Origin of the sequence: Chengkuizengella sp. SCS-71B, from assembly GCF_040100845.1 — a bacterium.
In the GTDB taxonomy this organism is placed as follows: domain Bacteria; phylum Bacillota; class Bacilli; order Paenibacillales; family KCTC-33759; genus Chengkuizengella.
The window spans coordinates 468,398-482,226 of sequence record NZ_JAZHSH010000001.1; the positions used below are offsets into that span (position 1 = coordinate 468,398).

At 34.3% G+C, this 13,829-nt stretch carries 12 protein-coding genes; 9 read left to right on the plus strand and 3 right to left on the minus strand.

What is annotated here, in order from left to right; translation table 11 throughout:
• The first annotated feature begins 65 nt into the window (after positions 1–65).
• Positions 66–1,031 (plus strand): cell wall hydrolase, encoded by a 966-nt coding sequence (locus VQL36_RS02235; protein ID WP_349247750.1) that lies wholly within the window; start codon positions 66–68, stop codon positions 1,029–1,031.
• Between the two features lie 56 nt (positions 1,032–1,087).
• On the opposite strand, the gene VQL36_RS02240 is transcribed toward VQL36_RS02235, so the two are convergent.
• Both VQL36_RS02240 and VQL36_RS02245 read right to left on the minus strand, forming a co-directional pair.
• Complete coding sequence (locus tag VQL36_RS02240; protein WP_349247751.1) at positions 1,088–1,345, minus strand: hypothetical protein; 258 nt, start codon at positions 1,343–1,345, stop codon at positions 1,088–1,090.
• Between the two features lie 5 nt (positions 1,346–1,350).
• Entirely contained in the window at positions 1,351–1,620 is a 270-nt protein-coding gene (locus VQL36_RS02245; protein WP_349247752.1) for a hypothetical protein, read from the minus strand.
• 179 nt (positions 1,621–1,799) lie between these two features.
• On the opposite strand from VQL36_RS02245, the gene VQL36_RS02250 reads away from it, so the two are divergent.
• Positions 1,800–2,291, plus strand: coding sequence for an N-acetyltransferase family protein (locus tag VQL36_RS02250; protein ID WP_349247753.1), 492 nt, complete (start codon positions 1,800–1,802; stop codon positions 2,289–2,291).
• Positions 2,292–2,428: 137 nt separating this feature from the next.
• On the opposite strand, the gene VQL36_RS02255 is transcribed toward VQL36_RS02250, so the two are convergent.
• Positions 2,429–3,979, minus strand: a complete 1,551-nt coding sequence (locus tag VQL36_RS02255) for a thiol-activated cytolysin family protein (RefSeq protein WP_413789466.1) — start codon at positions 3,977–3,979, stop codon at positions 2,429–2,431.
• A gap of 242 nt (positions 3,980–4,221) precedes the next feature.
• Here VQL36_RS02255 and VQL36_RS02260 point away from each other — a divergent pair, with 242 nt between their 5' ends.
• From VQL36_RS02260 to VQL36_RS02290, 7 genes are all read left to right on the plus strand, one after another.
• Entirely contained in the window at positions 4,222–5,373 is a 1,152-nt protein-coding gene (locus tag VQL36_RS02260) for a S8 family peptidase (protein ID WP_349247754.1), read from the plus strand.
• 752 nt (positions 5,374–6,125) lie between these two features.
• Positions 6,126–6,881: an N-acetylmuramoyl-L-alanine amidase gene (locus VQL36_RS02265; protein WP_349247755.1), complete on the plus strand. Its 756-nt coding sequence runs from the start codon at positions 6,126–6,128 to the stop codon at positions 6,879–6,881.
• 168 nt (positions 6,882–7,049) lie between these two features.
• Positions 7,050–8,822: a methyl-accepting chemotaxis protein gene (locus VQL36_RS02270; protein ID WP_349247756.1), complete on the plus strand. Its 1,773-nt coding sequence runs from the start codon at positions 7,050–7,052 to the stop codon at positions 8,820–8,822.
• Positions 8,823–9,466: 644 nt separating this feature from the next.
• Positions 9,467–10,252, plus strand: a complete 786-nt coding sequence (locus tag VQL36_RS02275) for a TIGR00266 family protein (RefSeq protein ID WP_349247757.1) — start codon at positions 9,467–9,469, stop codon at positions 10,250–10,252.
• A gap of 859 nt (positions 10,253–11,111) precedes the next feature.
• Positions 11,112–11,750, plus strand: a complete 639-nt coding sequence (locus tag VQL36_RS02280; RefSeq protein ID WP_349247758.1) for a GDSL-type esterase/lipase family protein — start codon at positions 11,112–11,114, stop codon at positions 11,748–11,750.
• A 308-nt stretch (positions 11,751–12,058) separates the two neighbouring features.
• Positions 12,059–12,829 carry an electron transfer flavoprotein subunit beta/FixA family protein gene (locus VQL36_RS02285; protein ID WP_349247759.1) on the plus strand — a complete coding sequence of 257 codons (771 nt, stop codon included), beginning with the start codon at positions 12,059–12,061 and terminating at the stop codon, positions 12,827–12,829.
• Positions 12,822–13,802, plus strand: a complete 981-nt coding sequence (locus VQL36_RS02290; RefSeq protein ID WP_349247760.1) for an electron transfer flavoprotein subunit alpha/FixB family protein — start codon at positions 12,822–12,824, stop codon at positions 13,800–13,802. The genes VQL36_RS02285 and VQL36_RS02290 overlap by 8 nt, the downstream gene beginning before the upstream one ends.
• Positions 13,803–13,829: the final 27 nt, after the last annotated feature.

Here is a 13,829-nt window from a genome sequence, read left to right on the forward strand (position 1 = left end):
TGAGAATTATTTGATTGCATTGCTATGTTATAATAGGGATGGGTTTCATAATTTTAAATTAGGAAGTGATTTTTATTCGAAAACTAAAAGCTGTAACGATAAGTTTATTTTTATTTTTTACAGTAATGAGTGTTAGTTTTGCATCTCAGTCAAATTACTTGATAAAAATTAACTCTCAAGAAATGAATTTATCTAAGCCAATAGTAGAGAAAGAAAGTCGTATTTATGTACCAATTCGTATAGTAGTTGATGAGTTTGGTGCAACAGTTGAATGGAAAAAGGATACAAATGAAGCTATTATCCAAATGAATTCTGGAGACCATATGACATTTAGGTTAAATGATGTAAGTGTACTGTTTAATGGTGAAAAATATTATATGGATGCTCCAACCATAATAGAAAATGGTCAGGTATATATACCTGTTCGTCATCTCACAGAATTATTGCATGCAAATTTTCAGTACGATGTAGAAACCAAACAAATGAATGTATCAACTATACCACTACATACCATAATGCCTGGTGAAACTGTACAGAGTATAAGTGAACAATATGGAATTACGGTTGAACAACTAAAAGTTAGGAATAATCTACAATCCGATGAGTTATTTATCAACGATCAATTAAAAGTAGTAATTCCATCTATAATGCAATCAAAATTAGCTCAAAACTTTACTGAAGAAGAAATTGAACTTTTAGCTAAAATTATATCAGCAGAAGCAGGATACGAACCTTATGAGGGTCAAATCGCTGTGGGAAATGTCATATTGAATCGAGTAAATGATTCACGTTTTCCAAATACGATTAAAGGTGTAATCTATGCCAACAATCAATTTACACCTGTAAAAACAGGTAAGTTTGAAACTATTCAGCCGACCGCACAATCAGTCAAGGCTGCTCAAGAAGTGTTAGCAGGTAAAAATGTAGTAGAAGGTGCTCTATATTTCTTTAACCCCGCAGTATCTAAAAGTAGCTTTTTTAATAATAAGGAAGTAGTAAAAGAAATTGGTGGGCATCGATTTGTGAAGTAGTTTATAAATCATAATAAATCACTGACCTATTGGGGGTCAGTGATTTTTCTTTACCGCTATCTGCAAAAGAGTTGGTGAAACCAACTTCTTTTCTTATTATTTTGTCTACTCATTAATAGAACGATGACCATTGGAATAATGATAGCAGCAGTAATTAGTGAAATTATGACATTTCTTTTTTGTCTCTGTTGTGAATATAACTGTAATGTTTTCCAAGTTTCACTTGGGTACTCTGAAGACAATTTTTTAATTTTGTATTTTTGTAATTCCTTAAATCTCTGCTCTATATTAGGATCTTTATATGATTTAAACATAAGTTTTATTTATCCCCACGATCTATGTGTAGACGTGGTTTGTTTTGATGATTGGATTCACTAGTGTTATCCAATCTAAATCGTGGATCAACCGTTTCTCTTCTTTGCTGATCTGGAGGAAATGCACTTAATACCCATGCTGTAGTTCCCATTTGAGGATCAGCAGGGAATATATCTCCACGTTTAAACATTTCCTCTCTACCCCATTCATTTTTATATATGCCTTCAGTTTCTACAGGATCTCCTGACATTGGACTCATATCTTTATTCGTCATGTTATCCCTCCTTGTTAAAATTAGTATTTCCCAAAAATTAAAAAAATCCAATTGGATAATTTAAGAAAAAAATAATTGTACATTTTTTATTTTTTCATTGATTTTTAAAGAGAATTACAATACATTTAAGTATATTGTTTTTTATTTTTAATTATTTTTTGATGGAGATGAACTAACAAATGATAATTAGAGACGCAGTTGAGACGGATCTTCCTAATATTTTAAGTATTTATAATCATGCTATTTTAACAACAACGGCAACGTTTGATTTAGAAAAACAAACATTGGAACAAAGAAAAGAGTGGTTTTCTCATTATGGCAAGAAACATCCAATCATAGTAGCTTGTATTGATGATCATGTGGCGGGTTATTGCAGTTTATCCCCTTATAGATCAAAAGCAGCATATAATCGAACAGTCGAGTTATCTGTATACATAGATGAAAAATATAGAGGTAAAGGCATTGCCAAAAATTTAATGACTGAAATTATTCAACGTGCTAAGGGCTTAGGTCATCATGTCATTATTTCTGGTATTACAAAAGGAAATGATGCAAGTGTAAAAATGCATGAGCAGTTTGGTTTTGAATATATCGGTTGTTTTAGAGAAGTGGGTTATAAGTTTGATACTTGGTTAGATGTTTTGTTTTATCAGTTGATAATTGATACATAATTTCATTTTTATATGTAACGACATTAGCATTGCATATAAATCTGTTTCAAACTTGTCAAGTCGTGCGAAAGCATGGGATTCAACAGAAAAACGTACTAGCTCTTAAACTAGTACGTTTACTTATTTAGAATAACACTTTAATTAATAAAGGTGATGCTACCCTTCGGGTGTAATGTAGTACTCCAGATAGCAACTTGTATTTCATTAAATAACGGAACGTTGTATTCATCTATAACTGTTCTCCATCCTTCCCATATAAGACCAGTATGTTCCTCTGCTTTAATTCTTATATTTTTTGCATTCGGTGGGAGTGGTATAACTGTTGAATAACGAGCCGTTCGATATTTATTGTTTCCTTCCCAAGTTTTATGGGTTAAGACTTCATTTCCATTTATATCATACGAGATTTCATCCCAGGATACCTCAAATTTAGCAATATATGCCCCCGTATGTTCTAGTGATATTTTACCTTTAGAATATACAGTAGATGTAGTTTCAATATATTCTGTACTGTTTTTTACACTAGCAATGGAGTTATCTTTTAGGAACATACTTGTATATGAAATGGGATATGCTGGATTTTTAAGACTAAATTCTGAGTTGTCTTTAATTATATTTCGTATTACATCAAAGTCTTTTGTAACAACCTTATTATGCTCCGCTGAATCCCCACCTAGTACTACAGCAGTAAAGGAACTATCTTCGAAAATCTCTTGGTACTTTAATCTAGTTTCTAGATCAAGATCAGCATTCTGAAGTAAAGCTCTAAATGCAGCCTGAACATCGTTGCTTTTAGAATTCGTTTCTAACTTCACATAAATGGTTCTACCATACCCTACATTTGACACCATAACAGGTGGAGCCTCATTGCTTATCCCTTTACGAGTTAACTCTTCAAAAGTAACACTATCATCAAAAAGATCTGATGGATTATTAGGTAGTTCTGCACTAACAGAATAGAATATTTGCTTGTATGCGGCAACCATTACCTTTTTTTCATCATTTGAAATAGCATCAAAATCTATTCCAAGTGAACTATCAAGAACTTGAGCATTCACATTAAGAGCAGCTGCTATTTGAGATTTACTATATACCATAGATTCTGAATATTGAATTCTAGCAGGGATGGTATGGGTATCTGAATATTTTTCATTCCAAATAGATACTAACTCATCTATTGCTCCAGCAACATTTCCATAGGTTGGGTTGTCTACAGTTATTGTATTTTCCTCTCTCATACCTGGTAAATCTATACTAATGTTCAAAGGCTGTCTACTAGAACTTATTACAGTAGGTTGATTATTTGTAAAAGCTTGGTTTGCGAGCTGTAATGCTCCTGGATAAGAGCGATTAGCCATTGAATCTATAATGGATATATCTACAGGAGAAGTTGTAAGTGATTTTTTCTCACGTTCTATCACTATAAATTTATCATCTGAATAGATACCTTCTTTTGGAATAAAATGTTCTACTTTATCACCATTCGCTGCTAAAATACTGTCCTTATTATAGTTCAGATTCGCTATACCAGTATTAATGTCAATAGCGTTGTTTGTTTCACTGTTTAAACTTGGTGTGAGTGTTTCTGCAGAAGAAATAAAAGGAGAACTAATAATGCCTAGACTCATAAAGAAACAGATCATAACACTTGCCATTCTACTCATTTTTTTAATTTTCAAAAAGAACACTCCCTTATAAATTAATTTCTATATTATAACATAAATAGAATATATATACATTATATTTAGTAGATTTGTGACTTCTGAACTAACTTAAAATTGGATAATATATTTAATTCTTTTATTTAAAAATAAAAAAAGGAATATTTATACATTAATAGAAGTATTTATATTGTATTGGTTAGGGACATAGTTACAAATAGTTTTAGGATGGCAATCATATTAAATCTATTTTATCGGAGGTTAAAGCAATGAAATTAAAACAGTTTTTTTCAGTTCTTATGGCATTTGCACTAATTCTTTCTTTTTCCGTGTCAGAAACACAGGTTGATGCAAGCTCTAACAAGGACAGTGAAATTATCGTAAAGTTTAAAGAAAAAACTACAAAAGACGTTAAGAAACAAATACATCTAGAAGAAAATGCAGAGGTCTTAAAAACAAATGAACAAATAGGTTTTGAAGTTGTAAAAGTTAAAGGGAAATCAATAGAGAAAGCATTGGAAAAATATAATAAAAGAGCAGATGTTGAATTCGCTGAACCCATTGTTGAATATCATGCTCTGTTCGATCCAAATGATCCACTATACTCATCCGACCAATACGGACCTCAAATTATAGAGGCGGACAGTGCTTGGGACATCACTACAGGCAGTTCAAACGTTCTAGTTGCAGTTATTGATACAGGTGTTGATGAAAATCATGAAGACTTAAAGGGAAAAGTAGTTCGAGGTTATGACTTCATAGATAATGACAATAATCCTGCCGATATAAATGGACATGGAACTCATGTAGCAGGAACAGTTGGTGCACTCACAGATAACAGAGTAGGTGTCGCGGGAGTGGCTCCTGATGTTAAAATCATGTCTGTCCGTGTACTTGATCGAGATGGTTTTGGTACGAATGAAGGAGTGGCAAATGGAATTACTTATGCAGCGGATAATGGTGCAGATGTAATTAACTTAAGCCTTGGAAGTCCATCTTCTTCAAGGGTTGTAGAAGATGCAGTTAACTATGCATGGGATCGTGGTGTTGTTGTCGTAGCTGCAGCAGGTAATGCAGGAAATCGTAAAAGAAATTATCCAGCTTATTACACAAATACAATAGCCGTTGCTGCTACAGATGAAAATGATAGAAAAGCTTCATTCTCTACATTTGGATCTTGGGTGGATGTAGCTGCTCCTGGTGTAGATATTGTTTCTACAAGGCTTGGTGGAGGTTATGTTTCTTACAATGGAACATCTATGGCTTCACCACATACAGCTGGACTTGCTGCGTTGCTTGCATCTCAAGGGCTTTCAAATGTTGAAATTAGAGATAAAATTGAAAGTACTGCAGATCCTATTAATGGGACTGGCAGGTATTGGGAACATGGTCGAATCAACGCATATAACGCAGTAAGGTAAGAATGGGGGAATATCCCTGATCCCGATCCATTCTTTATAAAAAAACCTAACCAAACATTTTGTTTATAAGCGCCATCCATATCCAATCTAAGCTCAGCATGGTCTGGGCTTAGGTTTTTTTCATACTTGAAGAGCATGCCGATCCATATAATATAAGAAAACTAGCTATATCATGGAATAAATCCTGTAATTACGGATTTTGAGAATGAAAAAATTAAAAGGAGCAAAAAAAACAGAGGGGAATTATAATAAAAGACTTGGGGGAAAGTTATTGTTATAGATGTGAAAAATCATTCTGTCTATGAAGTATAGGACCAGACCTTCACTGTAAAGCAATAATTATATCCTTATCCTATCAAAAAATGGTATGAAGCATGATAATAGAATTTTTAAACTTGTTGGTTAATATATCAAGGTTAATTCTAGATTTTCGTCGTAAGAAAAGGCGAAAAGACCGCTCTCTTCGCTAAAAGGCACGGTCTTTCAATAGGTTAAGCCTTCCGTTTTTCAACGGACTATAAATTGTACTTATATCCCGTAGGTGTTAGAGCACCTGCGGGATTTCTTTATTATTATGATCAATATCTTACTTTTATTATACATTTCTATACGTTACGTGGCAATATTTATCAACAAAGTTCTTTCCTGAAATTAATGTTTACAGGATTTTACATGCGTAAAAAATAGACTATCAAAAACAGGTGATTGTCCATGTCAATCAGGACCAGTAAAACATAAGATATTAAAAGGAGGTGATAATAATAGATCCTATATTAATCATAGATTCTGGACATGGAGGAAAAGATCCTGGTGGAGGAACGAATCACCTGTGGAAGGAAAAAGATTTCGCATTACAAATTTCGCTATACCAATATGATCGATTCAGGCAGTTGGATATTCCTGTCACCTTAACTCGAAATGAAGATGTATTCATCAGTTCTGTAAATCGTGCTAGAATGGTACGTGAATCAGGTGCACAGTATTGTTTCAGTAACCATATTAATGCAGGGGGTGGGGATGGAGTTGAAACAATTCATTCTATTCACGCAGATCCTACTCTGGCAACAAAGTTAGCGCAAGGAATCGTTGATGAAGGACAAAACCTTCGTAGAGTTTTTTCAAGAAGATTACCTACAGACCCAAAAAAAGATTATTATTTTATGCATCGAGAAACTGGAAGTGTTAGTACTACGATTATTGAGTATGGTTTTGCAGATAGTAAACTAGATGATGTTGAACAGCTCCAAACCTTTTGGAAGGATTATGCTGAAGCGGTAGTTAAAACTTTTACTACCTTTATTGGTCGTGAATATAAATCTCCTAATCAAGAACTGCCCAAGGTACAAAGAAAAGTAAATGGTCTTTTAAATGGGGAAAGGGTTACAATAGATTCTTATTTAATTAAAAATACAACTTATGTACCCCTTCGTTTTATTGGGGAGTCACTTGATGCCAAGGTAGTGTGGGATGCACAAAGGAATGAATATAATATTGTAACAAAAAAATAAATTTTTTTTAAAATAAAACATCTTCTTAAGCCAGTAGGGAAGGGATTTCATGTAAAATCTTCTTTACTGGTTTTCAAATTTTTTACAAATTGGATTAAAGTTATTTTTGATTTCAGCCGATATAAAATAGGTACATAGTTTTCGATAACAATCCATAGGAGTGGTTAAATGTTGTTCATAAAATTAACAAAAAACATGTCAACGAGTCAGAAACTTTTAATAATATTTGGTGTTCCTCTCATTCTTGGATTAGTGTCCTCCATTTTTTTATTGAATCTAAACCAACAGAATGAAAATAAACTTACAGAAACTTTGTATGATATTTCATTTCAAACGAACACACTTATTTTAGATGCAGATAAAGATTTGTATCAAGCATTGGTTGCTTATCTAACTCTAACAAGGAAAGAAAACGCTAACAAAGAAGAATTACGCGAAGAAGTGCAGACAAAAATAGCCAATGCCAATGAAAAAGTGGATGAAGCTCTATCTATCGTCACAGAGTATCAATTAGAAGATTTAACTTTAGCAGCTACTTCTATAGGGGAAGAAGCTGTTGAGTCTGAATCATCTAGTAATAAGAATACAATTAAAAAATATCTCTCCGAATTCAACTCGCAATTTGAATCCTGGGCAAGAATTACAGATGTAGAAAATCCCACATATGACTTGTATTTTATGGCTCTCCCATATTTTGAAGCAGGGCGGGAGAAATTAAAGATATCAGGTGATATATTAAATGGATATGCCCAGAAAAGCATTCAAGAAATACATACGTCAAACCAAAGGACTAAAGTATGGATTTACATCATTTACGCGATTATCTTCGTATTAATTACGATAAGTGGATTAATTTTTATTAGAGAAAATGTAAAACTCATAAAGGGAGTAGCTAAGAAAATTAATCATGTTAAAGAAGGAAATCTGCTAGTTGATCCTACCGACGTGTATACAAAAGACGATATGGGACAAATGGTACAAAATTTGGATGTGATGATCTTCAAATTAAAAGATCTCATACATGGTATTGTTGAGCAATCCAGAACGGTAGCAGCATCATCGACAGAACTTACACAAAGTACGCAGGAATCTTCTGCAGCTTCAAATCATGTTGCTGAGAATATTCAGACGATTACTGAAGGAATCGAAGTTCAGACAAAAACGGCAGATGAAACGAGCAGAGCCGTGGAGGAAATGGCGTCAGGTATTCAAAGAATCGCTGAAAGCACTACATTTATTTCTGAACTTTCACAAAAAACAGACCAACAATCTGATAAAGGAAATCAAGTAATTGTTCAATTGAACAATCAGATCGTATCCATGTATAACACGGTTCAGGAATTATCAACGACTGTAGATTCTTTAAATCAGCGTTCCGATAAAATTGGTGCAATTATGGATGATATAACAGGGTTTGCAAGCCAAACCAATTTGCTCTCCCTTAATGCTTCAATTGAAGCAGCTAGAGCTGGAGAACACGGACGAGGATTTTCAGTGGTTGCGGATGAGATTAGAAATCTAGCTTCTAGTTCATTAAAATCAGCAGATAATATCCAGAAACTTATCATAGAAACGCAGAAGGAAATTACGATGGTATCTAAAAACATGACATTAGCAGTCGAAGAGGCAGAAAAAAGCAATCAGTCTATGGTAGAGGTCAGTCAAGATTTTAATAAAATTTCAAGTAACGTAAAAGAGATTGATACACACATTCAAGAGACATCAGCGATTACAGAAGAGCTTTCCGCAAGTTCAGAAGAAGTTGCAGCTTCGATGGAGCATTCCAATTCTACTGCGCATGAGATTTTTAGTAAATCTCAAAATGTTGCAGCAGCAACAGAAGAACAATTGGCACTTATGGAAAATATGGATAACTCTGCAAAGAGACTAATGGAAATTGTGAATCAATTAAACCATTCTATATCCAATTTTAAAGTATAGTTTTTTTAAAAGAGTAATTGAATTTGTTAAATTAAAGAAGATTAGTATATAATAAGAATAGTGAACTCGTTTAAGCTTAAACATCGAGAAATCAGATGGAGACTCTACTCCACCTGATTAGGGAGAAGCCACCTATAGAGGTGGGCGTCTTAACGCTAAAAATAATAGGATAAAAGGCCGCAGACGAGTGAACGTCTACTAGTTAATTATGTACAAAAGATTGCCTAAGGGCAGCAGGTGTCTTCAAGAAATAGACCTTCAGAGCGCTAACTCAAGGGAGGTCTATTTTATTACGATGATTAATACCACAATAAAAGAAAATAACGTCAGGATAAATATCACTAGTTTAAGCATTAAAGATAATGCTTTGTGTACTTTCATAAGCATCACCTCCTCTCATGAGGAAGTACGGTTAACCTGCCCTTGAATTTATGTACCTTCTATTATCCTATAGTTGAAAGTTAGTTCATTTGATAGACAATCTGTATAAAAAGCACTATATTATTGAGATGATAGCTAGAACTATAATCGTTGTATAATTCCAATGATGTTCGTCAAATCTACTTTTGATACATTATAAGAAGCTAATCTCAATAAACATATATGAAAAATATATATGAATAAAAAAGAAATGAGGGATATATATGAACGCTCACGAAATTGATTATTTCATATCAGGAGAAGAAATGCAGTATGTTGAAGTGGAGTTAGATCCAGAGGAAAGTGTCATCGCTGAAGCAGGTAGCTTAATGATGATGGAAGAACATATTGAGATGAATACAATTTTTGGAGATGGTACGAATCAAGATAGAGGTTTAGTAGGGAAATTGTTCGGTGCAGGGAAAAGATTATTAACAGGTGAAAGCTTGTTTATGACTTTATTTACGAATAATGGTCATGGTAAACGCAGAGTTAGTTTTGCTTCACCGTATCCTGGCAAAATCATCCCAATGGATTTAAGCGAAATGGGTGGTAAAATTATATGCCAAAAGGATTCCTTCCTATGTGCAGCAAAAGGCGTATCTGTAGGAATTGCTCTCCAGAAGAAATTAGGTACAGGGTTCTTCGGTGGAGAAGGTTTTATCATGCAGAAACTTGAGGGAGATGGAATGAGTTTTGTACATACTGGAGGCACGGTATGTAAAAAGCAGCTTCAACCAGGTGAGTTATTAAGAGTCGACACTGGGTGTTTGGTTGCAATGACTCAGGATGTAGAATATGATATTGAATTTGTTAAAGGAATTAAAACGGCCATTTTCGGAGGAGAAGGACTCTTCTTTGCTACATTAAGAGGACCTGGTACGGTTTGGATTCAATCCCTGCCATTTAGTCGAATGGCGGATCGAATTGTTTCTGCATCTGGGGCTGCGGGCAGAAAAGAAGAAGGTAGTGTGCTTGGAGGTATAGGAAGACTTATAGATGGAGATTGATAACGAAATCAATATATTTTTATAAAATAGACAGAGATACTATGCATAAATTCAAGAGTCTCATCAAGTTTATAAAGAGTCTCGATTTTCGTATTAATAGTTCCACCTAATGTATTAAATTAAAGTGACTAGCTCAACAAACGTTTACCGCTAATTTGTACAATTAATTGCCCTAAGGTTTATCTATTGTGGAAATAGACGGCGACTAAACTAGAGGAAGTTTTAGTTAAATGACAGGATTTTAATTAATACGGTTAAGAGGAATTTAAATTAGCGGGAAATTGTGGTCTTATTCTTATAACAACTAGCTCAAAATGAAAATTAGCGGTAATTAGTGGTCTTATTTCGTCCATATTCGCATCATTCTACCATTTTTGGACTAAAAACAGTGATATAAGACCTTTATTTCCCGCTATTTTATAAAAATCTTGAAAAAGGACGGAATAAGACCATTTATTCCCTTTATTTTATAAATACTCTTTATATTATTTTTAAGCAATCCACCCTCAACCCGTACAAATTCTCACTATGTTGTTTGTTTACAAACTGATGAACTAGAAAAAGTTCCCCCCTTCTAATCGCACGAAATTCACATGATGTCTGATAGATGATTGAACTTCAAACTTTCCCCTCCCTAATCTTAACCCTGTAAGCCCTTTAATTTTACCAATTTTTTATACATAAATATTTTGAAATGAAAGCAGGAAATGAAGTTGAAAAAATAGAAATAATAGAAAAAGATAATGTAGACAAAACTCCCCATTTTCCACCAAAAATTTTGACTCCTTTTTAAACATTCTGAACAAACTATATGAATAAACTATAACAACATACTTATACTCAGAATGGAGAGAGATTTATGCATCATGAGCTTTGTTATGTAGCAATTGGTGATTCATTAACTGTTGGTGTAGGTGCACCTGAGGGTAGAGGGTTTGCAAGTAGATACCATACACTACTTGAACAAAATTTATACAAAAAGGTACATTTTACGAATGCAGGTATTTCGGGGGCAACTTCACAGGACGTTTTAGAGTTAATCACACTTGATTCAATCATGCAACAAGAACTAAAGGAGGCTGATATTATTACAATAACGGTTGGTGGCAATGACTTGCTTCGAGCTGCTGAATTGTATTTTACCGATCAAGAAATTAAACATATGATTGAGGCATTAAAAAAATTCAAAAAAAATATGAGAGAAATTGTCAGCCTGATCAAAAAGTTTAAAAATGATAGGTTAGATCATTGTATGATTAACATAACGAATCTTTACAATCCTAAACCTCAAATGTTAGATGCACAGTTTGTAGTGAATCGTTTTAACAATATGATACAAAGATTTCATAAAGGCAATATCCGTGTCGCGAATGCCTATCAAGCCTATATTGGAAACGAAGAACAATATTTGTTTTCAGACCAAGTGCATCCCAATTCAAAAGGGTATGAGGTACTGGCAAATGCTTTCCACCACCTTGGCTACGAGCCTCTACAATAAAGTAGTAGATCCAACAGACTGCCATAATAATAGAAGCTAAATTTAATTTACTTGTTGAAAGCGCTACCACAAAAACGTTTATTTTTCCTGAACAGAACGAACTAAAACCAAAAACAAAACCAAAACTTATGAATTTAATGCGCATTATAATACGATATGACCAAAACAGTAAGTTAGTCCTTAATGGCATGATCCTTATATTTCAGCCATAAAATAATAAATAATGAGAGAAAAAATAGTGGAATTAATTCTACTATAAATACGTGAAATAACTACTATAAAAAATATTAGGAATAGGGGGCTGAAGTATGAACATCATGGTGTGCCTGAAACAAACCTTTGATACAGAGGATAAAATAATCATTAGTGAGGGTCAGATAAGTGAAGATGGTGTGAAATTCATCATCAATCCTTATGACGAATACGCTTTAGAAGAAGCTATTCGCTTAAAAGAGCAATATGGAGGCTCAGTTACAGCAATCTCCGTTGGTCCCACACGTGTGGAGAGTGCATTAAGAACGGCGCTAGCTATGGGAGCAGATAAAGCGGTTCTAATTGATGATGAGAGATTGTTTGGTGATGAATTCACAATTTCAAAAGTTTTGGCTGCATTTTTAAAGCAACAAGATTTCGACTTGATTTTAGGAGGGTATATGTCCGTTGATAATGGTGCAGCTCAAGGAGGAGCACGTTTGGCAGAAGAATTAGATCTTCCTCATATTTATGCGGCAATAAAAGTAGAAGTGAATGGATCTCAAATTGAGGTTCAAAGAGATGTAGAGGGAGATATCGAAGTCATTGAAGCAGAACTGCCTCTTTTAATTACAGCACAGCAAGGTTTAAATGAACCGAGATATCCTTCTTTACCAGGTATTATGAAAGCCAAGAAAAAACCAATTCAACATGTCACTGCGGAAGACCTCTCCATAGATCTCACACAAATACAAGCAAAAACAAACATAAAAGATTTCTCTCTACCACCTGAAAGGCAAGCAGGAAGAATTCTGCAAGGTGAACTAAACGATCAAGTAAACGAACTAGTCCAATGTTTACAAAAAGAGGTGAATGCAGTTGGCTAAACAAGTTGTAGTATTTGCAGAAACCAAAAATGGTAGTTTGCGAAACGTATCCTTAGAAGTTTTAGAAGCAGCAAGAAGAGTGAACGATGGAGGTTTAATTACAGCTGTTTTGTTTGGCAGCCAACCTGAAACTCTAGCAGATTCACTAGCTGAATATGGAGCAAGTGAAGTTATATTCATAGAAAATGAGTCTTTAGATACGTATACTACCGATGGATATACCCAAGCATTCACTTCCATCATTGAAGAAAAAAATCCAGATATCATCTTAATGCCACATACAGCTTTAGGTAAAGACTTTGCTCCTCGTGTTGCAGCTCGCTTAGGTTGTGGATTAATTACGGATTGTACGGATGTTGAAATCAATGAAGGAAATATCGTATTTACCCGACCGATTTATGCAGGCAAGGCGTTTCAAAGGAGGGTGGTATCTGATGATAAGATTTTTGCTACAATACGGCCAAACAATATACCATGCTCTAAAGTGGATCAAAATGAAACTGCAAAAAAAATACAAAAGACATTAAACCTAGATGAAATTCGAACTACTGTTAAAGAAGTCATTCAAAAAACTACAGATGGGGTTGACCTATCCGAAGCGAAAATCATAGTAGCTGGAGGCAGGGGGGTGAAAAGCGCAGCAGGCTTTGAACCTTTAAAAGAACTAGCACAGGTAATTGGAGCGGCAGTCGGTGCCTCAAGAGGTGCTTGTGACGCGGAATATTGTGATTATGCACTTCAAATTGGTCAAACAGGAAAAGTAGTGACACCTGATTTATATATCGCATGCGGTATTTCAGGTGCTATACAACATTTGGCGGGTATGTCGAATTCAAAAATCATAGTGGCCATTAATAAGGACCCTGAAGCCCCAATATTTGATATTGCAGATTACGGCATAGTAGGGGATTTATTTGAAGTAGTCCCATTATTAACGAAACAGTTTGAGCGAACGCTATCAGATCATAGCTGATTTGGTTCCAATTGCATCAAAACACGT